This window comes from Psychrobacter nivimaris (genome assembly GCF_043419765.1).
Taxonomy (GTDB): Bacteria; Pseudomonadota; Gammaproteobacteria; order Pseudomonadales; family Moraxellaceae; genus Psychrobacter.
Genome location: NZ_JBHOFX010000002.1, coordinates 405,699 through 429,270 on the forward strand (window position 1 = coordinate 405,699; position 23,572 = coordinate 429,270).

The window sequence follows — 23,572 nt, forward strand, 5'->3', positions numbered from 1 at the left end:
TAAATACCAATATTTTTTGTACCTAAACAGAAGCAATCTGTTTCCTAACTAGGCATCAATCACTGCCGCCAGTTTCTGTGCAATATCTGACAAATCATTGTTATCGGCTTGGGTCACTGCATGACGACCCAATTCATGGATACTTGATGGAATGAGATGTACATGATAATGAAAGACCGTTTGACCTGCTTGTGAGCCATTCAACTGCATTTGGATAACGCCTTCACGCTCAAACACTTGACGCTGGGCTTGCATAACCTTTTTAGACGTCATTAATACCGCAGCAGCATACTCTGGCTCAAGATCGGCCAAATCAACAGCTTTTTGCTTCGGTATCACCAATACGTGGCCTTCTGCTTGCGGCATGATATCCATAAAGGCGAGCGTTTTATCATCTTCATATACTTTGTGATACGGAATATCACCATCTAACATTTTGGCAAAGATATTATTGTCGTCGTAAGTAGTCTGTTGATTCAATTCAGTCATTATTTCTTCCTTTAAGAGTTTTATTATTAGTTGATTAATAGCTATCCAAAATAGATAAAAGCATCTGTCATATAGTGGACGAAATATAACTTTAGTACAAGTCAGTATGACAATCGAATTTGAAAAATATCAAGCCATATTCCAACCATGCTAGCTCACTAATTTATTGGCAGGCCATACCCTTAAAATGTTATATTAACTCTCTATTTTAATAACGCTATGTTTATGGATTTGCCTACTTTGCCAACTCAAACAGATATGGATAACACTGCTGCAACCCTTGATAGTAAGGAAGAACACTCTGATATTGAGAGTGAAAGTGGTACTCAAACCATTGATCCGAACGCTATCATATTAGCAGAAGCATTGACTGATAAAGCCATCAGCTGGCAGATACACAATTGTAAAATTATAAAGAAGATTGTCACGCAAGATTTGCCACTGCCTTTTTTGTATCACTATGACAGTTTAGATGATGCGATCAAACAAACGCACTCGCTCACTCCTGAGTTACTGCTTCAATTCAATACACCCATGTCGGCTCATCAAGCTGCCAAATTAATTGGCATTGACGAGGAGCTGCTGACCAGTCCTTGGCATGTAAAAATTATCGGCTCGTTGGTAGTCTTTAGTGAGGCATTGCAGTTGGCTGTACGGCTACACTGGACCAATACGGGTAAAGAGACGCAGCAGGTATATACTAAGAATGCTGCCGACGCTATTATTGCCGCTTTTAAAGACTGGCAGTTTTTTGGTCGTGTAGACGTCCTTTATAAAAATAATAAGCAGACATTAGTTAGTATTGACGAGCAAAACCCTAATACGCAAGCACTACCTGCCGAATCATTGCTGACGATTGAAGCTAGTAGCGATTATCAACAGCTACTGGCTACTCATGCGCTTGCAGCCATTGTGAAATTAGAAGCAGACAAAGCTGATCTTCCTTGGTTTGACAAAGCCATATTAGAACGTATTGAATAGCTATTTTGAATAACTGTTTTTTTTGCTCATCGCTTGTGATTATTAATTCGTTATTATTAATTCACTGTTATTAGCATATTGTTTTTAGTTATTCATATCTAATGGTATGGTAACGAATTAGTATTATTCACTAGTACTCACTCTCTATAAAAAGCACACTATCCCTATTAAAACTGAGGGTGCACATTTTAACAACCCCGCCTATTTGTAAGGAATATCACATGGATTATCGCTCAAAAACCTCTACCGGCGGTCGTAATATGGCAGGCGCGCGCGCATTATGGCGTGCAACCGGCATGACTGACGGCGACTTTGGCAAGCCAATCATTGCGATTGCTAACTCTTTTACCCAGTTTGTACCCGGCCATGTGCATCTAAAAGACCTTGGACAACTGGTCGCCCGTGAGATTGAGCAAGCAGGCGGCGTTGCAAAAGAGTTCAATACCATTGCGGTCGATGATGGTATTGCGATGGGCCATAGCGGTATGTTGTACTCGCTACCAAGCCGCGATTTGATCGCTGATTCTGTCGAATATATGGTCAATGCCCACTGTGCAGATGCGCTAGTTTGTATTTCTAACTGTGACAAAATCACTCCGGGTATGTTGATGGCCGCCATGCGCCTTAACATTCCAGTGGTATTTATCTCAGGTGGTCCAATGGAAGCGGGCAAAATCTTAGCCAGTACTGTTGGTAAGAGCCACAATACCGATAATAGTGACAGCAGTGCTGTTCGCAAACTTGACCTTGTCGATGCGATGATGGACGCTGCTGATGATAGCATCAGTGATGAAGACGTCGCTGCTATTGAAGCCTCAGCCTGCCCTACTTGTGGCTCATGCTCTGGTATGTTTACCGCCAACTCGATGAACTGCTTGACCGAAGCTTTAGGCCTAGCACTACCAGGTAATGGCTCACTGCTAGCTACTCATTCATTACGCCGCGAGCTATTCTTAGAAGCGGGTCGTACCATCGTGTCGCTTGCTAAACGTCGTTATGAGCAAGATGATGACTCTGTACTACCACGCTCTATCGCTACCAAAGCCGCTTTTGAAAATGCCATGAGCTTAGATATCGCTATGGGCGGCTCAACCAATACCATCTTGCATCTACTTGCTGCGGCTAATGAAGCAGAAATCGACTTTAAGATGGCTGATATTGACCGTTTGAGTCGCGGTGTGCCTTGTCTGGCAAAAGTAGCCCCTGCCTCACAGAAATACCATATGGAAGACGTGCATCGTGCTGGCGGTGTCTTTGCATTACTTGCTGAGCTTGATCGCGCCGAGTTACTAAAAACTGATGTACCAACTATCCATAGCGCAACGATGAAAGAAGCGATTGATAAGTGGGATATCATGAACCCTGACAATCATGAAGCTCGCGCACGCTTCCTTGCAGCACCTGGTGGCGTACGTACCACAGAAGCATTCTCACAATCAAAAGAGTGGTCAAACCTCGATGTCAACCGTGAGTCAGGCTGTATCCGTAGTACCAAACACGCCTACTCTACAGATGGCGGCTTAGCCGTACTATATGGCAATATCGCTGAGCGCGGCTGTGTGGTCAAAACCGCAGGCGTCGACGAAAGCATCTTGACCTTTACTGGTCGAGCGCGACTATTTGAATCACAAGATGATGCGGTTGCTGCGGTATTGGCTGATCAAATCGTTGCAGGCGATGTGGTCATCATTCGCTACGAAGGCCCTAAAGGCGGCCCTGGTATGCAAGAGATGCTTTATCCAACGACTTATCTGAAGTCAAAAGGATTGGGTAAAGAATGTGCCCTACTGACAGATGGTCGTTTCTCTGGTGGTACATCAGGCCTATCAATTGGTCATGCTAGCCCAGAAGCTGCTGAAGGTGGGGCGATTGGTTTGGTCGAAGAAGGCGATAGCATTCATATCGATATCCCAAATCGTACCATCAACATGCAAGTGAGCGATGCAGACTTAGCCGTTCGCCGAGAAGCTATGGAAGCGCGTGGTCGTGATGCATGGAAACCTGTCACCCGTGACCGTCATGTCTCGCCAGCATTACGTGCTTATGCGGCTATGACCACCAGTGCTGATACTGGTGCCGTACGTGACGTGAGTCAAGTCGAACGCTAGTCTATAAGCTATCAACGCTCCAAATATACTAATGAAAATATATTAAGCCTGCGCAATGCAGGCTTTTTTTTCACCAAAAAACAACGTAGCTGTCGTTTTGATAACTATTTTTTGCGGTAATTATTTTATTTTGACGTCATGATAAAGAGTATCAATGACTGACTATCAACTATTGCTGTGAATTGTCATCAATAACTAAAATCACCCTCTTAAAATCGATCCTTAAAACATAACGACGTGCGTAAATTTTATGATTGAAAAATATAACCTATTCTTATTAATCTGCGGGATTGCCTTTTTACTCGGGGCCTTGTTTCCTGTTATTTTTAAGCGCACCTCTATCTCATTACCGATGCTCCAAGTCAGCTTCGGTCTGATGATGGGCTACTGGTGGACGTCTTTATCCTTTTTAGACCCACTTGATAACGGTTTACTCATCGAGAAGCTGACTGAGATTGTTGTATTGGTCTCATTGGTTGGTGCTGGTATTAAAATCGATACGGAGCTGTCTTGGCGATTGTGGCGACCAACAGTAAGACTGCTACTCATTACCATGCCTATTGGTATTTTTGCGATGGCAGTCTTGGGGTATTACGCGTTTGGTTTGAGCCTTGGTGCAGCTATTTTATTAGGTGCAGTGTTAGCGCCTACTGATCCAGTGTTAGCTTCGAGCATTCAGGTAGGACCTCCCAATACAGGAAGAGAAGACACACCTCGCTTTACCTTAACGTCAGAGGCCGGGTTGAACGATGGTCTGGCTTTTCCGTTTGTGTACCTAGCGATTAAGATCGCAGAAGCATTCAGTGAAGGCACAGCCTTTACTTACGAGATGCTATGGTCGTGGTTTACTCATGATGTTTTGTGGAAGATTGGCGCAGGTATAGTGGTAGGTGTATTGGTTGGTAAATTATTGGCCAAAGTCGTGTTTTCTAAACATACTCGCGAGACTACCATCTCGCAAGGCTATGTGGTTATTGCTTTGACACTACTAGCCTATGGACTTGCAGAGTATGTACACAGTTACGGCTTTATCGCTGTATTCGTGGCTGCATTTGCGTTTCGTCGTTCGGAGTGTGAGCATACCTATCATCAAAAACTGCATGATTTCGCTGAGCAATCAGAAGGCTTATTGATGTCATTAGTGCTGGTTATCTTCGGCATGTTCCTCGGTCAAGGGTTGCAAGCAGGTGTCGAGCTGACATGGCGCGTCTATATCGTCAGCTTTACCTTCCTACTACTTATACGGCCGATTGGTGGGTTTATTGCTTTATCAGGATTAAATCTGCCTCATACCGAGAAATACGCAATATCGGCTTTGGGTATTCGCGGTATCGGTACCCTATATTATCTGTCCTATGCGCTTAATCAAGGATTCTTCGCGGATGAGGATGCGCTCAAATTGTGGATTGTCTGTTCGATAGTCATTTTGACTTCTATCTTTATCCATGGTCTCAGCGCATCAAGATTGCTCAAAATGACACCAAACAAGCAGCATTAACATTAATGCTGCTTATATTTGAGACAGAATCAATTCGCGATTGAAGTTGGCATTATTAAAGTATCTCTTCTACCCAGCTCAAGACGGCTTCTGTCAGCGCAAACTGACGAACGTCATTGAGCATGGTGGTATCAAAACTATGAATAAAAGCAAATGACAATTGGCGTTCAGGGTCACACCAAGCAACCGAGCCGTTATATCCCATATGCCCAAATCCTGATAAATCAGAACTCATTCTCTTATCCGTATCATCGTTGTTAGCATACAAGCTAAATAATCTATGGTAACCCAATCGCCATTTCATAGCTGCTGGCATAACCGCATCTAAACCCTCAACCTGCGGAGTAGATAACTGCTCAAAAGTAGCACTATCAATCAGCGTCTTTCCTTGCCATAGACCGCCATTAGCGAGCATTGCATAAATCGTTGCCAGTGCTTTGGCGGAAGCGACACCATTTGCCGCTGGAATGACCGCCTGTAATGTTTGGCGGTCATGATAATCAAGCGCGTGCTTGCCAGCAGGTATCAGCGCCGCCTTATAGTTTTTTAGATTAAGCTGACTGGTATTGAAATATAAGCTATTGATACGCGCAGTATTTAAGGTAGGTTGTACGCTATCATTGTCAGAGCTAGCTAGCTTTTCATCAAGGCTATTTTGCGTCTCAGCTGCACGCTTATCATTTATCATTTTCTGCTGCCAGCAGTGATAACTAGGTAAGCTTGCATAAGTACGTAAAGTCTCTTGAGAGTCTACTTTTAAGGTTGGTTTTTGACGTCTCGATTTTAATTGAGCACTCGTATCCTCTGTTTCTTCAAAATCTTTGGCCAATTTTGCCACCTGATCTACTTTACTATCTGGCACACCAAAATAGCAGCTATCGGCAATACCCAGAGGATCCGTTAGATACTGGCGCAGTGCTTCGGCTAGCGACAAATGAGTAACCGCCTCTACTACGCCGCCCAATACCCAGCCATAGATCAATGCACTATAAGCGCTGTCATACTTAGTAGCATTTTCGGGAGAGGTAATGGGCATCACTGCAATATGGCGCAGCATCGTATCCCAATCAAGTACCGTCTCGCTATCGACATCAATACTTTGAATCGAAAACAAATCGGCCTGATGTGACATGACTTGTCGTAACGTCATTTGGTCTTTACCGTTTGCAGCAAACTCTGGCCAGTAATGAGCAATAGGTTTGTCATATTCAAGCAGTTGCTGCGAAACCAGCACATGAACCAATGTTGCCAATACTCCTTTACCAGTAGAAAAATTAATGGCCAACGTATCAGGCTGCCACGGCATATCAGGACGCGCCATACCTGTACTGACTTGCGCGATACAATGACCTGCCTGATACACGGCCACAGCCCCGCCAGCAGGTACATCATCAAGCTGTAAATCTGTCAATAATTGCTGTAATTTTTTTTGAAATTCAGCATTTATAGATGTATTAGAATTTTCTGTATTATGATCCATTATTATTACCTTGCTCCAGTGATATGAATTATTCTGTTTTTAAGATGATAGGAATACGTAAGCTATATAAAATATTTGAACCAGTATAAATGAATTGTGAGCCAATAAAAAAGGCCACCCATTGGTCGCCTTTTTTATTATTTATTTTGATGTTATTTTTAGAGTTTACTCACGTCTAAGACAGCATTGAAATGCAGTGCTGTAAATTTAGTTAACGCGGTACTAGCAAACGATTATGAACTTCTTGTTCAAGCTTGGTCAAACCATGACTGCGACCACGTTCCATCGCTGTATCCATCTTACGTCCACGCAACCATCCTGCCCGCAGCGCTATTGCAGCTCCCACTCTATTACCTGACCCACAGTGCATAGCGACTTTTTTGCCATGGTGCTGGCGTAATACATTATCAAACGCCAATATCTTAAGCTGCTTTAGCTCTTTAGCACCGCTGATAGGCAGCTGTTCGTAGTGCATACCTGCTTGCTCAACTGCTGATGCCTCATCAAAGCTTAACTCGTCATCAGGCTGCAAGTTGATGACCAGCTCGACGCCCGCTTTCGCTAAAGCCGCAACTTTTTCGTCATCTAATGCACCGCACACGATAGTGTTTGCATCTGGACGAAAATAAGGCTTAAAGATATCGGCCAAATCAACGCCATTATCGGCACTAATATGAATGTTAGCGCCGCTATCGTTAGCAGCAACCGTATTAGTCGCTATCGAGCTATCTGTTTGATCTACGTCTATCGCGTTTTCTTCTGAAGGCATGTTTTGTGAAGTCATAATAATAAATATGTACGTTAAATATGGCTGTTAAAATAGAAGCTTTATGATGTTTATATTACTTGCTGTCGCTCTTTAAGGTCACAACACCCGCCAAATGCGGTTTATTGTTTTTAGAGCTATACAGTCCAAACTCACAAGTATCATCTACGTTTGTAAGTTGGGCTACTGGCTCAGCAATCAGCTCTACTTCAGCTGGCAAAAAGATAGGCAGCTTAAATGAGACGTCAATCGTGTAAGCATCAGGCAGGTCACCCATCAGAGCAAGGCATTTAGCCTTTGACCACATACCGTGTGCAATCGCTTTAGGGAAACCAAACGCACGTGCTGATAGTGGATGCAAATGAATCAAGTTAAAATCGCCTGAGACAAAAGCATAACGACGACCGATATCTTCTGGCACTTCAAAAATGCTATGAACACCTGCTTCGTTTACTTCAGGCTTGACCATTACCGGACGCGGCGCGCTCTTTTTATCTTTACTACTAGGTTTTTTGCTACGTGATAAATAAGTCGATGTACCTTCCCAGATGACTTCATCTTCTGACTTTACAATAGTCACAAAGTCAAACTGCTGACCTTGAGCATGATCGCGTAGGTTATCAAAAGTAACCGACATTGCTACCGTTTCACGCTCTCCAATCGGACGATACTGAGTGACGCTATTATCAACGTGAACAAGACCTAACATGGCAAATGGGAATGGCTCTTTGACCATCATGTTCATCTGCAGCGTCTGCGACAATACCGAGAAATAGGTCGCTGGCACTTTACCATCATCAGCAAAACCGCAAATTTTGCGATAGTCATCTAGGTTTTCTTGATCGATATGCAAGTCATCTACATAGTAAGTAGATTGTGGCAACTGGTCTCTACTGACCTTGCCGCCATTACCGATAGGCAATAAGCTTTTGACAATATTGGCGTAAGTGGTGTGCGCTTTTGGCAACGCATCATAATGTTTGTCTGACATAAGTACATCCTAAGTGTGGCTTGAACAAGTTCTTTAACGTATATAAAGACAATCTGCAGTCATTGACTAAAGCCTACTATTAAATCATCTAATAAGCATTAAATTTAATCAACCTCATGAGTATCTTTAATAGCAAAAAATAGTTTGGCTATTGGTTCTTGTGTTTTTATCATAAAAAAGCCACCCTTGGGCAGCTTTATTACACTTTATCAGAGATTATTTCGTAAGCATATGTGATACAAACGAGAAATAATAGCTCATATGATACAACTACTTTCTCTACCTGCACCTTATTTCTCACATATACTTATCAATTAATCAACGTTATGCACCAAGTAAGCTTTGACCACAGACGCGAACCGTGTTGCCATTTAGACCGCCAGACGCAGGTGATGCAAGCCATGCGATAGTCTCAGCCACATCTACTGGCAAGCCGCCTTGGCTCATTGAGTTCATGCGGCGACCAGCTTCACGAATAGCAAATGGAATGGCTTCTGTCATTTGGGTTTCGATGAAACCAGGAGCGACTGCATTGATCGTCATGCCTTTAGCATTATCTTCTAATTGCTTGGCAGTTGCGTTAACCAAACCAATTACCCCAGCTTTAGAAGTGGCATAGTTGGTCTGACCCATGTTGCCAGCGATACCTGAAATTGATGACACACATACGATACGTGCGTTTTCTTTTAGTACATCGTTATCTAACAAGTAGCGATTCAATCTAGCGATACTGCCTAAGTTGATATCAATGACCATGTTCCATTTTTTCTCATCCATCTTAGCCAACGTCTTATCGCGAGTCACGCCAGCATTATGGATGATTGAATCTAGACCACCACGTTTTTGGGCAGCGTCAGCGATTTCTGCACCAGCGTCTTCACTAGTGATATCTACTGTCAAAGCAGAGCCACTGATTTCGCTAGCAACTTTTTGTAGGTCAGCTTGCTGCTGCGGTACATCTAGACAGATAACATGCGCCCCTTCACGAGCCAAGACGCGAGCGATAGCTTCGCCAATACCGCGACTGGCGCCAGTCACTAGCATAGTTTTACCGCCCAAAGGCTGGTTCCAGTCAACATCGACTGAGCTGCCTTTACTGACACGTACTACTTGTCCTGATACATAAGCTGAACGAGCTGAGGTAAAAAAGCGTAAGGTCGAATCTAGGTTTTGCTCTGCGCCTTCTTCAACATAAATCAGCTGCGCTGTGATACCGCGCTTAAACTCTTTACCCACTGACTTCACAAAACCTTCAAGCGAGCGTTGAGCCATTGCTGTTTCAATATCCGTGATGTTCTCTGGCGTACGACCCACCACAACCACACGGCCTGATTTTTCTACGCGGCGTGCAACTGTATGGAAAAACTCATAAAGCTCTTTTAGCTGTTCAGCATTGCTGATATTACTGGCATCAAAAAGCAGTACTTTGAATTGATCATCGCCGCCCGTGTTGGCTTTTGCCTCTACGCCTGCATCAGCAAGTGCGTCTTTGATATCATCACTGCTGTTTACATATACTTCGGCATGGACGTCTGACAGGATACGGGCAACAGACTCACTGACGCTCTTGTCATCACCAGTAGCACGGCCAACCAATACACTACCACGCACCAAACGCTCACCGCTTTCGAAACGATCAAGTGTCGTTGGCATCGGCAAACCTAAATTTTTTGCTACTTTTTTGCCAATAGAAGATTGAACAAAATCACCGTAACGGTCTGACATAATATAATCCTTATAATTAATGATTCGTAGAATAATAAAAAATGCAATGAATCTATTATATAGAGACATTGACATCGTAATTATTTAAATTTAGTAAATCGCCTCAAAACTAGCCTAACTATACACTTCCCTTATAAACAAGTCCAAAAACAGATAATGTCTACAACAATCTGTAAACAAGTCAGTATACAAGCCAGTCGTTTTTAGCAGCGTTAAGCGCCACTATAACATGTTAAAATCTGACCTATAGGTTATGGCATACTTAATTATTGATAACAATATATTATCAAACGTACTGTTATGCAATGCTAATATTTCTTACTAGTCAGTCTATTAGAGCGATGCGTCATGATCATGAATCTACTACCTACCTCATACAAGCGTCACATAGTTTGCTAAAGAGATACATTAAGTGAATAAAAAACGCCTTATGATAAACAGCTGTATCGCGTAATAAATGATAATATTTGCTTGTATAAAATAACTTAACTATTTTTTATTATTACCTATCACTTTTTACTTCTACCCATACTTTTTAAGGATAATATTATGAGTAATAAAAACAATCATCCAGATAGCCCTGTTGTTGAAAGTACAGTTGTTAAAGCAACGGATACAAAATCAGATACAGCAAAAAAAGAAACCGCTGCAAAAAACACCACGACTAAAGACACTAGCGCTAAAGAAACTGCTAGCAAAAAAGCGGTCGATAAAAAAGTAGAAACCGCTGCTGCCAAAAAACCTGCTCCAGCTAAAAAAGCCAGCGCAACCAAACCAGCTTCAAACCTAAACCGTGTTGCGATCTTAGGTGGTAACCGTATTCCATTCGCGCGCTCAAATGGATCATACGCTGACGTTAGCAACACAGATATGCTAACAGCTGCATTGGACGGTTTGGTTGAGCGTTATAACCTGCAAGGCGAAACCGTAGGTGAAGTGGTATCTGGCGCGGTCATGAAACTTAGCCGTGATATCAACCTTACTCGTGAAGCCACATTGAATACCGCGCTAAACCCACATACGCCGACTTATGATATCTCACAAGCTTGCGGTACTGGCTTACAAGCGACCTTTGCTTCTGCTAACAAGATTGCACTTGGTCTGATCGATTCGGCAATCACTGGCGGTGTAGATACTACTTCTGACGCTCCTATTGCTGTCGGCGATGGCTTGCGTAAAGTACTGATCAAACTTGGTGCGGCAAAAGACAACAAGCAACGTCTAAAAGCACTAATGGGTCTCAATCCAAAAGACTTAATCGATTCACCGCAAAATGGTGAGCCGCGCACTGGTCTATCAATGGGCGATCATCAAGCGATTACCACGCTTGAGTGGAATATCAGCCGTGAAGCGCAGGATGAGCTTGCATTTAACAGCCATCAAAACCTAGCACGCGCTTATGACGAAGGTTTCTTTGACGACTTAATCACGCCATACAAAGGCCTGACTCGTGATAACAACTTGCGTCCAGATACTACATTAGAAAAATTGGGTAAATTAAAGCCAGTATTTGGTAGAAAAAATGCTAACCCAACGATGACGGCTGCCAACTCTACGCCGCTTACTGATGGTGCTTCTTGTGTACTACTAGGTACTGATGAGTGGGCAAAAGAGCACGGGCTAAAACCACTTGCTTATATCGTTCATCAAGAAACCGCAGCGGTAGACTTCATCGGTAAATCTGGCACGACAGAAGGCTTACTAATGGCACCAGCTTATGCGGTACCACGTATGCTTGAACGCGCTGGTCTGACTCTACAAGACTTTGACTTTTATGAGATTCATGAAGCCTTCGCTTCACAAGTACTATCAACCTTAGCTGCTTGGGAAGATGAGAAATTCTGTGAAGAGCGCTTAGGCTTAGATGCCCCGCTAGGTTCTATCGATCGTAGCAAATTAAACGTAAACGGTTCATCACTAGCGGCAGGTCATCCATTTGCAGCCACTGGTGGTCGTATTCTAGCCACTGCTGCTAAATTATTGGATCAAAAAGGTTCAGGCCGTGCACTTATCTCTATCTGCGCAGCAGGTGGCCAAGGCGTAACTTGTATCCTAGAAAAATAAGCTTGGTTACTTTTAAGTGGAAAAGATACGCTGACTTATTATTTTAATCAGTACATATCTATCAATAAAAAAATGCCCTTTAATTTATTTAAAGGGCATTTTTTATTGTCTGTACTTTGCTATGATAGAAACGACCTAGATAGTAGCCTCTTAAAAAAGCCGATACGCAAAACAAAGGTAATATTTATGGGTAAGACAAAAATTTTATTAAGAAAAATGAGGCAAGTCATTTTTGGCTCTGAAAAACTGGTGATGACAGAGCCGCTTGCAACCGCTGATTTTCAATCTCTAACGTCTGAGGAAGATTTAGATCGGTACCATCAGGAACAAGCCATTCTTACTGAACGCATCGAAAAAGACATTCTTGATGATGATTTACGTCGAAAAATGCACCAAGACTTAATCGATACATATGATGAAGAACTAGAAAATGAAATAGATGACTATGCACGTGACTTTCGTTTTAACGGACGTGAGATGAGCGAGCAAGAAAAACTGGATCGACGCACCTACTTTCAAGAGTTGGTACGACTACAGCGAGAACTGATAAAATTACAAGATTGGGTCGTTGATCGCGGTGAACGTATCGTCGTTATTTTTGAAGGGCGGGATTCTGCTGGTAAAGGTGGTGCCATTAAACGCATTACCCAACGATTGAACCCACGCGTTTGCAGGGTAGCTGCCCTGCCGGCTCCCACTGAGCGCGAGCAAACGCAGTGGTACTTCCAACGTTACGTGGCCCACTTGCCTGCAGCAGGCGAAATCGTATTGTTTGACCGTAGTTGGTACAACCGCGGAGGCGTTGAGCGTGTCATGGGGTTTTGTACTGACGCGCAATATGAAGAATTTTTTCAATCAGTACCAGAGTTTGAGCGTATGCTCGTACGCTCAGGCATTCGCTTAGTAAAATACTGGTTTTCTATCACTGATGATGAGCAACATGCACGATTTATGAGCCGAATATATGATCCGCTTAAGCAGTGGAAACTCTCACCAATGGACCTACAGTCGCGCCGACGCTGGGAAGATTACACCAAAGCAAAAGAAACCATGTTTGAGCGTACTCATATTCCTGAAGCACCCTGGTGGGTTGTCGAAGGCAATAATAAAAAACGTGCTAGACTGAACTGTATTGCCCATTTGCTCGACCAAATCCCTTACAAAGAAGTGCCTCGTGACGAAATTGAGTTACCCAATCGCAAACGCGATGATGAGTACTACCGCGAACCTATTCCCGATGATATGTATGTACCGCCTCGTTATTAAGCAACTAGCACCTACTACTATAAAAATTAAAGAAAATTGATCTAAAAAAGCAGCCTTACTAAATAATAAGGCTGCTTTTTTTATATTAATAAGTTAAAAACCACAGCCAAACTTATTAAAGATACAAGTACGATTTCTAGATATTACCTAGTTATTACCTAGATACTACATAGTATAAGTCGATTGCAAACTATCGATTTTTCCCGCTAGTAGGCGCTCAACCTCATTCTTAATTCTTTGGCCAGAGACATCACTACCAATTTGCACAGCAAACCCTGCAGGTCGACTGCCTTGACTCTTAGAGTTAATCCAAACAACCTTACCATTCATTGGTAGGCGTTCACTAGAGTTGGGTAGCGTAATGGCAATAAACACTTCATCACCCAGTTGCTGAGGTTTGTCAGACGGTACAAACAAAGCGCCATTACTGACAAATGACAAATAGCTGGCATATAACATTTCGATACTTTCATAATGACAGGTTAAAATCCCGCCACGTCCTGGCATTGCCATAGTCAGCTTCCTTCATCAACTGGGTTTAGTATGTTTATATAAATGGTCGATAGTATATAGTTAAGAACAATTGCAAATTTTCGAACACAAATTAAGCGTTAAAACATGGCTCTATAAGCTTGCTAACTCTTGCATTAGCTTATCATAGGCAAATTTTTCTTGCACATTTTGTTGCAGTGCGATTTTGGTCTGCTGCACGCTGTTGGCAAATGCCTCTAACCCGCTATCAGTAGGCTGATAAGTCGCCAATATCGTTGATAGATTGACATCCTTTTGTAGTTCACTCAGCCCCAAACAGACACGGCGTATATCAAGGAACATCAGCTCAGACAGCTGTATAAACTCTTTAATATTAAGCTGACCTTGCCAATAATCACTTGCCGCCACACCACTACGTTTACCACTACGTAATGCCTGCCACGTGGTCAGCCATAGGCTGCGCTTGCTATACCATGGTGCTTGTGCCAAAGCTATAGCAGCTAAAGGCGCACCATTGGCCAGTTGTATCAACTGCTCAATCGCAGCGCTACCGACGGCTTCGCGGTTAATCGTGTGACCTAATGCATGCGTCACGTAATCGACAGCAACAGTCGGCTCAATTGTCTGTAGTGCTAACTGTTGAACACGACTCTTAATCGTTGGCAATAGCTGAGCAGGCGTATCACTAATCAAAAACAGATGCACCTGCGCTTGCGGTTCTTCCAATGTTTTAAGCAGCGCATTGGCAGCGGCCACCGTCATTTTTTCAGCGTGATCTAATACACAGATGCGCATCCCTTGCCCGCCTTGATAAATAAAAGGCTGCAAAGCACGAATATCATCTACTTTGATCTTAAGTGCGCTGTTGCTAGTAGCTTTAGCGCCTTTTTTATCTTTTGTGCTACTTGATTTTTCTTGAAGCGCATCGCTCTCGGCACTGATCAGCATACTAACGAGTGGTAATACTTGTAGGCTCGGATGAGTTCCCGACTTGAGCCATTGACAGCTCTCACACACTTCACAAGCACCTAGTGGGTGTGCGCCACGCTCACGGCATAATAGCCAAGCGACCAATCGCCATACAAAGGCGCGTTTGCCCATACCTTGCATACCAGCAGCGAGCAATGCATGCGGCAAAGACTGCTGCTTAAGTACGCGCTTGGTCAACTGTAACCACAGTACTTTTTGCCATGGCAATAGTGGCGCAAAATATATACGGTCTGTGTTATCTAATGCGTCCATATTTCCTGTCAAATTATTCATGGTTATGGCTCTATCACATTGATTAGGTATTTCAGGTATAGCCACGACAACGATACTTTAGCGTTGTAGAAAACTTAGAATCGCACGCAACTTTGCTCAGACTATTACTTATGAGAGTTATGAAAGTTATCTAAGCTCATCGCATTTAGACGGTCTAAATCTTCTTGTGTGTCGACGCCAGCTGGTAGCTGACAGGCAGCTTCTGCGATAGCGATATGCTGACCATTTTCTAAAACACGTAACTGCTCTAAGCTTTCAAGTATCTCAAGTGGCGTTTGTGGCCAGTTTACGAACTGCTGTAATAAACTGACACGATAAGCGTATAAACCCAAATGGCGATAGGCGTTCTTTGGTGGTTGCGTCTGATTATTATCAGCTAATACGACGTCACGGTCACAAGGAATCGGTGCGCGGCTGAAATAGAGCGCACGCTGTAAGTTATTAGCAGATTGGCTGACTACTTTTACTACCGATGGTTTTTGGAACGTATCATAGTCATTAATAGGCTCACAAAGTGTGGCCATCACGCTATCCTCATCCGCTACCAAAAGCGCCTGTACTTGCTCCAAAAGCAATGGCGGTACAAGGGGCTCATCGCCTTGCATATTTACCACAATATCGTGGTCAGCCCAACCTTTGATAGCTGCTACCTCTGCCAAGCGATCCGTACCCGAAGCATGCTCACTACTGGTCATAACAACATCAAATCCTGCATCGATACAAACTTTTGCAATTTGCTCATCATCAGTCGCTATACACATGTCATCAGCAAAACTTGCTGTCTGCGCTTTTTCTGCCACCCAAAGTATCATCGGTTTACCATGAATACTTAGCAATGGCTTACCAGGTAGTCTCGTACTTTTAAAACGTGCAGGAATCACGATATGGGTTTTGGCAGGTGTGGTGGCGAACGACATGGCGTATTCCTATAAAAGTGGTACGGAGATTTAAAATATTGGCTGATGTTTATAATGAGGCTGACGTATTTATATCATGATCGATGCGAACCCCTAGCGCCTTTAGCTGCGCATCTAGATTATGATAACTATTCTCTGATAATACAGCCGTCACTGGTAATACCCATAGTCTACTAACAAGTTCTACATACTTGTCACTGAGTGCTTGTGTCGCTGTATAGTCTGCCAATAATGCGCTGATTTTTACCGCATCTTTACTGGTTACGATGATAGGATAATCACCATATCGTAAAAGCTCAGCCAAACTAAAATCATAATGGTCAGGGTAAGGATGCCCTATGACCTCAAAGCCAATAGATTCTAAGGTATCAAAAAACCGCTGCGGATAGCCGATACCACTAACAGCATGAACTCGGCTGTTAGTGGTAGGCTGCACACTATTAAGTTGAGCTGTACTCGATGTAGGATTCCATAAATGTTGCAACTCACTAGCTTGCAAATGCATGGTCAAACGATCAGTAGACTGTATCTTATTACCACTTCTAGAAGTCTGAGTTAAATCTGTACTTGGCTTTTCATGATATATAACATTTGCACCCTCTAATCGTGACATAGGCTCACGCAAAAAACCTGTTGGTAATAGCTGCTTATTACCAAACCCACGGGCGGCATCTACCACAATCCATTCGATATCGCGCTGTAGTGCATAGTGCTGCAAACCATCATCTGCAATAATCAATTGCAAATTAGGCTCTGCCTTTAATAGAGTGGCAATCGCTTGTTGGCGATTGGGGCAGACTGCCATAGCAGCGCCTGTCATATGAGCAATCAAGCACGGCTCATCCCCGACTATATGAGGTAAGCTGGTAGCACTAACCAATGCTGGCATTTGACTCGTATCACCGCCATACCCGCGACTGATTACTCCTACTTTTATGCCTTTTTTTTGTAAGTAGTTGACCAGAGCAATAATCAGCGGCGTCTTACCACTACCGCCCACACTGATATTACCAATGACCATCACGGGAATAGGTGCTCGATAGCTTGATAACAGGCCAGCCTTATAAGCTTGACGGCGCAGCAAAGTGATTAAACCGTATAACCAACTGATAGGCAGCAACAACCACAACCAAACAGCTTGACGTTGCCATGCGCGGGTGACTGTCGTCTCAATACTCATTAATCAATATCGCTTATCTTATTGGTTCATGGCTGCGTGAAAATTGGCTGACAGTTTCTAAACTGACTACTCAAAATCTCGAGCATACATTTGCGCATAGTGGCCTTGCAGTTGCATTAGCTCATTATGCGTTCCTAACTCAACAATCTGGCCGCCATCCATCACAGCAATACGATCCGCTGATTCAATAGTCGTCAATCGATGGGCAATGACTAACGTAGTGCGGTCTTTCATCACATTATCGAGCGCTTGCTGGATATAATATTCAGACTCATTATCAAGCGCGCTAGTGGCTTCATCTAAAATTAGAATCGGTGCATCCTTTAATAGCGCACGAGCAATAGACAATCGCTGACGCTGACCACCAGATAGTTGCAACCCTTCGGCACCAATTTCACTTTGATAAGCGTTTGGCATTTTCATAATAAAGTCATGAGCGAAGGCATCTTTTGCTGCTCGTTCAACCTCAGCTTGAGTCTTGTCAGCTAGGCTGCCGTAAGCAATATTATTAAATACAGTGGTGTTAAACAATACTACCTGCTGGTTCACCATTGCAATCTGGGCACGCAAACTCTCTAACTTAATGTCTTCAATAGGCATACCGTCTAATGTGATTTGCCCTGAGGAAGTCTCTAGAGTTCGTGTTAATAAATTAACCAATGAGGACTTGCCCGCACCACTTCGCCCTACTAGTGCAACTGTCTCACCTGCTTTAATATTCAAGGTAAAGTCACGTAGAGCCACTGTCGAATCTGGATAAACCAAGCTGATATTGTCTAACGACATTTGCCCTGATAGCGCTTTACTGATTGTGCCTGTGTCTTCTTCTTCTGGCTCATCAAGTAGTGCAAAAATCGACTCACCAGCAGCCAGACCTTTTTGCAGCTTCTGATTAATATCAGTCAGCGAACGCACTGGCTTACTCAATAAACCTGCGGCTGCAATATAAGAGATGAACTCACCTGCTGAGATATCATCTATTACTGCAGGTCGCAACGCAAGCCAGACGACAACGGCCATCGCAACCGCCATCAACAGCTGTACGGCTGGCGTATTAATACTATTGGTAACAACCACCTTCATACCTTGGCGTAGGTTTTTCTTCGATGTTTTGTCAAAACGTGCTGACTCGTATGATTGACCACCGTAGTTTTTGACCACTTGATAGCCGCCGATGACTTCATTAGTAATGTGACTGACATTACCCATCGTCTCTTGGATACCTTTTGAAAGCTTAAGATAGCGCTTTGATGCAATGCGCACTAGCCATAGTATTGGTGGCAATACCACAAATAAAATAAGCGTTAGACGCCAATTGCTATAGAACAAAAAACCTATCAATGCGACAACGGTCAAACCATCACGCAGCAAAGTCTTCATTGAGTCTGTACTGGCGGCCGTGACCTGCTCAACATCGAATATCAATTTCGATGAAATCGTACCGGCTGGATTGGCCAAATAAAACGAGCTAGGTAAGCGTAGTAATTTATTAAAAACTTCTACACGTAGCTCATAGACTAAGTTGCGTGAGACCAATGCAGAGTAATAGTTACCCAAAAAACTACCAACCCCGCGCACAAAGAATAGCAATATAATCAATAGCGGAAATAAGGTTTGTTTGCTTCGGTCATTCTGATTGATAGCATCAGTAATATATTGCAGAAGCTTGGCAGTCCAAATCTCTGTCCCTGCATTAATCGCAAAACCTAAAGCTGTCAATAGCAATGCCCACCAGTAAGGCTTTAAATACCTTAATAAGCGTAATAATGTCTTACTCTTAGGCGTAACGGGCGATACTGCCGATGCATTTTTAGCAGAAGATTTTTTAGAGTCAGGTAAATAAGCTTGGCTCATAAAAGCCTCAATTTGGGTATCATGGTATGAATGGGCTGTGTGTCACACAGTTTTATGATGATAAGACTATATCTGTTATTGCGGCAGCGTTTGGCCAAGTGGTACCACTGTACTGATATTTAAATTCAAAAACCCGAGCTTTCCAGCGATATCCATCACTCGTACCACAGACTGATGAGTCGCATTGGCATCCGCTGCAATAACAAATAGCATATCGCGATTGCTGCCCGCCTCTTGCTGCAACATACTGGTCAGTTCAGCCTCATTGCTACTAGCAAGTGTAATGCCGTTGACCAAATAGCTACCATCTTCTTGCACAGCTACTTCGATACTATTGTTTTGTTCTGTCAGTGCAACACCTTCGGCTTCCGGAAGGATAATATTTAAACGACTAAAGTGATTGAATGAGGTAGCAAGCAATAAAAATACAATCAAAAATAGTAAACAATCAATCATCGGTGTTAGATTAATTTCAAGCGGTTCAACCGTTGGTTTTCTAAAACGCATATCAATCTCTTTAATTCAGCTACCATGTATAGGCTTAAGACTTCTATTCTTCAAAACCGCATTGACTACACTGCCGCTATGCTAGTCTTATCCGAATCCAACCCACCGAATGAACGTTCTTGCACAATGCTATCATCTATTGACTTATGGCTAGAAGATGTAGATGGCTGCGTACTAGCAAGTAAGTGATAATCATACAGCTCTTGAATCATAAGCCCTGCTTGAGTCTCAAACTGAGCGTTAATATCAATGATACGGCGCTGAAAATAACGATAAGCAACCAACGCAGGGATAGCAACGATCATACCAGCAGCGGTAGTGATTAGTGCCTGTGATACACCAGCAGCTAGCATCGTCGGATCTTGCATGGCACCATCGGTAATCGCCAAGAACGACGAGATGATCCCTAGTACCGTACCTAACAGGCCAAGCAACGGCGCTATCGCACCGATAGTTCCTAACATATTGATGTTTTTTTCTAACTGATGAACTTGGACGCTAGCACGATTTTGCATGTGCATCGTCATCGACTCTAGCCCGTACTGACGATATAGCAAACCCGTTGCCAAAATATCACCAAGTGCCGTCTTCTCTTTTACATTCATCAACTGTGTGCGACCAATATCGCCATTTTCACGTAAACGAGTTATTAGCTGTTCGCGTAACCTGCTAGGAGCGACTTTGTTAAACTGTAGCGTATGGCTACGTTCAATAATGATGACTAATGCCAATATAGAACAGACCACGATAGGTGTCATTAGCCAGCCACCTGCTTTTACCAATTCCCACATACTCACTCTCTTCCATATTTTCACAAAAATAATTATTACAGAAGCGACTTAGCAATTGGATAGATACGGCTAACTCGCAAACGTTATTAAGCTTGAGCTTCTATATGTTTAATCAACGCAGCTAATTGATCTTGATTGTGGAAAAATATCTCAACACTACCTTGACCATCTTTTTTATGCTTTAGTTTGACTTCAGCACCAAGCATGTCTGTCAATCTTTGGGTCAAACGCTCTACATCACGAGATTGTGCTTGTTCAGCACGGTTGATCTTGGGCGCTGGCTGCAAAATCGATTTGACCAATTTTTCAGCCTCTCGCACGGTCATACCGCCATCAATAATTTTCTGCGCGATGATAGGTTGTTGTTCAGAGGACAATGCTAAAAGCGTACGAGCATGACCCATATCTAGCGCACTATTGGCCAAATGGTCTTTTACTGTATCATGCAGCTGATTCAAGCGGAGTAGATTCGATACTGTCGTACGCGCCTTGCCGACGACTTCAGCGATCATGGCATGACTCATACCAAACTCCGTATGAAATCGCTGCAAAGCCGCTGCCTGCTCAATCACTGACAAGTCTTCGCGCTGGATGTTTTCAATCAATGCTAGGGCAATCGCCAACTCGTCAGATAAAGCACGCTCAATCGCAGGGATAACCGCTTTTCCTGCCATTTTTGCTGCACGCCAGCGGCGTTCACCAGCGATAATTTCGTGAGTGACAAATGCTTCGCTCTTATCTTCATTTGCCAATAGCGGGCGGATAACGATAGGCTGCATCACGCCATGCTGTTCGATAGAAGATGCCAATTCTGCAAGTGCTGTCTCACTCATATCACGACGAGGCTGATACTTACCTGCTTGCAAACGTGTGACATCGATCTGGACAAGGCTAATCTGGTCTTCGGTTGTGCTCGTATCTGCACTATTGCCACGCGATTTGTTGAGCGACGTCTTGCTAGTAGTGCGAGATGAACGTGGCGCGCGAGTACTATTTTCACTAGCAGCATCGTTATCAGTAGTCTTCGCAGATGATTTTTCACTGGCTTTTGTCGGAGTGATATCAGGCGCTATATCTGTGGATACAGTATCTACAGGCGCATTAGTATCTGCAGGCACATTAGTATCTGCAGGCACATTAATATCTGGCGCAGCATTTTCACGCGCCACCATGTCGTCTTGCAAGGCAGAGGCGGTAATTTGCTTTTCTTTTTTGATTGACCCTAATAAGGCATCTAAGCCCCGATTAGCAGCCAACCCTCTTTTCTTCGCCATGATTACCTATCCTCTAACGCTAAAATAAAAGCCAATTGATTACTGATGCGGCTTACTAAATACAATGTTAAGTGCTCTATGCTTATGCTATTCATTTACTGTCTTGATCATTGACACTTTTTATCTAAAAATCCTTTGTAAGAGACTTTAGATAAAAACTAGCTGCTTTGCTTCATCACTTCAGCGGCCAGCTTTTGATACGCGCGTGCGCCTTTTGACCATCTCTCATACGCAATAACGGGTAAGCCGTGCGCAGGAGCTTCTGCTAAGCGAATATTCCTTGGAATATGGGTCTTGTACATGATATCGCCAAAATGCGCTTCTAGCTCAGTAGAGACATCACGGGCAAGCGTGTTACGCGCATCAAATAGCGTTCTGACCACACCGCGAATATATAGCTTAGGGTTCAATTCTGTAAGACGTTCAATCGTTTGTGATAAGTCTGCCAACCCTTCTAGTGCATAATACTCACACTGCATAGGAATAATCACACTATCTGTAGCCACCAACACATTAATCGTCAGTAGATTCAAACTAGGCGCACAATCGATAATCACATAATCGTATGGTTGTTTTTGTGTGGATACCTGATCGTTAACCAATTCGGCCATCGCAGTTTTAAACAGCTCATGACTGTCCGTCTTACTCATTAGCGTAATGTCCATGCCAGCCAAATCGCGATTGGCACCGATGACATCGAACCCTGCAGGACTAGTAACAATCGCTTCAGACAATGCAACACCATCTAGCAAAACGTCCGCTATGGTAAGATCTAACTCGTTTTTGTCGACGCCTGTACCACTGGTCGCATTACCTTGTGGGTCTAAGTCAATCAGCAGTACATGCTTGCGTTTAGCAGCCAAGCTGGCGGTCAAATTTACTGCCGTTGTGGTTTTACCCACACCGCCTTTTTGATTCGCAATTGCTATGATTTCCATACACTCACTCAATTTTATTAGGGTCTATTACTTTTGACTCGGTTGGTACGATTATTTTTATTCAATCTTGTACAGCGACACTCACTCAGTATTTAGAAGTCAGCCATTCATGGTCTAAAATACTCAGTTTGCGGTCGAGCATTTTAAATGCTTTTAAATACTATGTCATTTAGATACAGACGTAAACTGTGTTTCACAAAAAACAGTGCCTGTTTCATGACTGCGAAGTGTTTATGCCTTAGCTATCTTTGGCAGACATTTCAATTAAATGACGACTGTCGTGCAAACGTGGCACTGTCAGTTTAATAGTTTTGATATGCCAATCATTATCTAGTGCTTGTAGCTCTTCCTCACTCGGCACTTTGCCCTTCATAGCACATAAGAAGCCACCATCTGCTAATCTTGGCTGCGCTACTTCTACAAAATCTATCAAACTGGCAAACGCTCGTGATGTCACCACCGCATAGCTTGCTTCATGCGCTTCAATACGCGATGCAATCGGCTGCATATTACTCAAACCAAGCTCGCTACTGATTTGCTTAATAAAGCGAATTTTCTTCTGATTGCTATCAAGCGCAGTACACTGGCGCTCAGGCTGACAAATGGCAATAATCACTGCTGGCAACCCTGCTCCCGTGCCGATATCTAGCAACGATCCGGCGGGTAAATGCGTTATAATAGACAAACAATCTATCACATGCTTGATCAGCGCTTCTTCTGGATCAGTGATCGCGGTCAGATTATACGCTTTATTCCATAATAAAAGCTGGTCTAAGTACAATAATAAAGTGCGCTGCTGCGTTTCACTTAACGGCAGACCCAGCTCATTTATCGCTTGCGCCAAGATATTAGTCAGCTTTGGCAATTGTGAACCAAGCTTTACGAAACCAGTCGGATCAATATTGATATTACCCGCACTAGCAGACGATGAAGAGTTTTTAGCGGAAGCTGACATACAACGAGTTATCCAGTTTTGACTTGTGAACCG

General features: G+C 43.3%; 20 protein-coding genes. 5 read left to right on the forward strand and 15 right to left on the reverse strand.

The genetic code is table 11. The annotated features are described in order from the left end of the window. Positions 1 to 48: 48 nt before the first annotated feature. Positions 49 to 489, reverse strand: coding sequence for an HIT family protein (locus ACHEVO_RS05065; RefSeq protein ID WP_394124168.1), 441 nt, complete (start codon positions 487 to 489; stop codon positions 49 to 51). Positions 490 to 714: 225 nt separating this feature from the next. Here ACHEVO_RS05065 and ACHEVO_RS05070 point away from each other — a divergent pair, with 225 nt between their 5' ends. The 3 genes from ACHEVO_RS05070 to ACHEVO_RS05080 all read left to right on the forward strand — a co-directional run bounded on the left by ACHEVO_RS05070 (position 715) and on the right by ACHEVO_RS05080 (position 5,076). Beyond that, positions 715 to 1,470, forward strand: a complete 756-nt coding sequence (locus ACHEVO_RS05070) for a hypothetical protein (protein WP_394124169.1) — start codon at positions 715 to 717, stop codon at positions 1,468 to 1,470. A 221-nt stretch (positions 1,471 to 1,691) separates the two neighbouring features. Continuing rightward, positions 1,692 to 3,578, forward strand: a complete 1,887-nt coding sequence (gene ilvD / locus ACHEVO_RS05075; protein WP_394124170.1) for a dihydroxy-acid dehydratase — start codon at positions 1,692 to 1,694, stop codon at positions 3,576 to 3,578. A gap of 250 nt (positions 3,579 to 3,828) precedes the next feature. Continuing rightward, positions 3,829 to 5,076 (forward strand): cation:proton antiporter, encoded by a 1,248-nt coding sequence (locus ACHEVO_RS05080; RefSeq protein ID WP_394124171.1) that lies wholly within the window; start codon positions 3,829 to 3,831, stop codon positions 5,074 to 5,076. A 55-nt stretch (positions 5,077 to 5,131) separates the two neighbouring features. Here the strand turns inward: ACHEVO_RS05080 and ACHEVO_RS05085 are convergent, their stop codons facing one another. The 4 genes from ACHEVO_RS05085 to ACHEVO_RS05100 all read right to left on the reverse strand — a co-directional run bounded on the left by ACHEVO_RS05085 (position 5,132) and on the right by ACHEVO_RS05100 (position 10,038). Then, entirely contained in the window at positions 5,132 to 6,556 is a 1,425-nt protein-coding gene (locus ACHEVO_RS05085; protein ID WP_394124172.1) for a serine hydrolase domain-containing protein, read from the reverse strand. Positions 6,557 to 6,767: 211 nt separating this feature from the next. Further along, a complete protein-coding gene (locus ACHEVO_RS05090) occupies positions 6,768 to 7,340 on the reverse strand; it encodes a serine/threonine protein phosphatase (protein WP_394124173.1) in 573 nt (190 codons plus the stop codon). 58 nt (positions 7,341 to 7,398) lie between these two features. After that, positions 7,399 to 8,313: a MaoC family dehydratase gene (locus ACHEVO_RS05095; RefSeq protein ID WP_394124174.1), complete on the reverse strand. Its 915-nt coding sequence runs from the start codon at positions 8,311 to 8,313 to the stop codon at positions 7,399 to 7,401. A gap of 324 nt (positions 8,314 to 8,637) precedes the next feature. Next, on the reverse strand, positions 8,638 to 10,038 hold the full coding sequence (locus ACHEVO_RS05100; protein WP_394124175.1) for a 3-oxoacyl-ACP reductase: 1,401 nt from the start codon (positions 10,036 to 10,038) through the stop codon (positions 8,638 to 8,640). 549 nt (positions 10,039 to 10,587) lie between these two features. Between ACHEVO_RS05100 and ACHEVO_RS05105 the strand changes: the two genes are divergently transcribed. Both ACHEVO_RS05105 and ppk2 read left to right on the forward strand, forming a co-directional pair. Next, positions 10,588 to 12,102, forward strand: coding sequence for an acetyl-CoA C-acetyltransferase (locus ACHEVO_RS05105; RefSeq protein WP_394124176.1), 1,515 nt, complete (start codon positions 10,588 to 10,590; stop codon positions 12,100 to 12,102). 186 nt (positions 12,103 to 12,288) lie between these two features. Continuing rightward, complete coding sequence (gene ppk2 / locus ACHEVO_RS05110) at positions 12,289 to 13,368, forward strand: polyphosphate kinase 2 (protein WP_394124177.1); 1,080 nt, start codon at positions 12,289 to 12,291, stop codon at positions 13,366 to 13,368. A gap of 165 nt (positions 13,369 to 13,533) precedes the next feature. Here ppk2 and ACHEVO_RS05115 read toward each other — a convergent pair whose 3' ends face one another. The 10 genes from ACHEVO_RS05115 to rsmG form a co-directional block, all read right to left on the reverse strand. Next, the gene (locus tag ACHEVO_RS05115) at positions 13,534 to 13,881 is read right to left on the reverse strand and encodes a PilZ domain-containing protein (protein WP_101205408.1); all 348 of its coding nucleotides are present in this window, start codon (positions 13,879 to 13,881) and stop codon (positions 13,534 to 13,536) included. Between the two features lie 111 nt (positions 13,882 to 13,992). Continuing rightward, the gene (locus ACHEVO_RS05120; RefSeq protein ID WP_394124178.1) at positions 13,993 to 15,123 is read right to left on the reverse strand and encodes a DNA polymerase III subunit delta'; all 1,131 of its coding nucleotides are present in this window, start codon (positions 15,121 to 15,123) and stop codon (positions 13,993 to 13,995) included. 104 nt (positions 15,124 to 15,227) lie between these two features. Then, on the reverse strand, positions 15,228 to 16,040 hold the full coding sequence (kdsB, locus tag ACHEVO_RS05125) for a 3-deoxy-manno-octulosonate cytidylyltransferase (protein ID WP_394124179.1): 813 nt from the start codon (positions 16,038 to 16,040) through the stop codon (positions 15,228 to 15,230). A gap of 49 nt (positions 16,041 to 16,089) precedes the next feature. Next, positions 16,090 to 17,220 carry a tetraacyldisaccharide 4'-kinase gene (gene lpxK, locus ACHEVO_RS05130; protein WP_394124180.1) on the reverse strand — a complete coding sequence of 377 codons (1,131 nt, stop codon included), beginning with the start codon at positions 17,218 to 17,220 and terminating at the stop codon, positions 16,090 to 16,092. Positions 17,221 to 17,286: 66 nt separating this feature from the next. Then, positions 17,287 to 19,074, reverse strand: coding sequence for a lipid A export permease/ATP-binding protein MsbA (msbA, locus tag ACHEVO_RS05135; protein ID WP_394124181.1), 1,788 nt, complete (start codon positions 19,072 to 19,074; stop codon positions 17,287 to 17,289). 75 nt (positions 19,075 to 19,149) lie between these two features. Beyond that, positions 19,150 to 19,581 carry an ExbD/TolR family protein gene (locus tag ACHEVO_RS05140; RefSeq protein ID WP_057759437.1) on the reverse strand — a complete coding sequence of 144 codons (432 nt, stop codon included), beginning with the start codon at positions 19,579 to 19,581 and terminating at the stop codon, positions 19,150 to 19,152. A gap of 65 nt (positions 19,582 to 19,646) precedes the next feature. Then, the gene (locus ACHEVO_RS05145) at positions 19,647 to 20,372 is read right to left on the reverse strand and encodes a MotA/TolQ/ExbB proton channel family protein (RefSeq protein WP_296207854.1); all 726 of its coding nucleotides are present in this window, start codon (positions 20,370 to 20,372) and stop codon (positions 19,647 to 19,649) included. An 86-nt stretch (positions 20,373 to 20,458) separates the two neighbouring features. Further along, positions 20,459 to 21,646, reverse strand: coding sequence for a ParB/RepB/Spo0J family partition protein (locus ACHEVO_RS05150; protein ID WP_394124182.1), 1,188 nt, complete (start codon positions 21,644 to 21,646; stop codon positions 20,459 to 20,461). A gap of 158 nt (positions 21,647 to 21,804) precedes the next feature. Further along, positions 21,805 to 22,584 carry a ParA family protein gene (locus tag ACHEVO_RS05155; RefSeq protein ID WP_394124183.1) on the reverse strand — a complete coding sequence of 260 codons (780 nt, stop codon included), beginning with the start codon at positions 22,582 to 22,584 and terminating at the stop codon, positions 21,805 to 21,807. Between the two features lie 238 nt (positions 22,585 to 22,822). Further along, positions 22,823 to 23,539: a 16S rRNA (guanine(527)-N(7))-methyltransferase RsmG gene (rsmG, locus tag ACHEVO_RS05160; RefSeq protein WP_394124184.1), complete on the reverse strand. Its 717-nt coding sequence runs from the start codon at positions 23,537 to 23,539 to the stop codon at positions 22,823 to 22,825. Positions 23,540 to 23,572 lie beyond the last annotated feature (33 nt).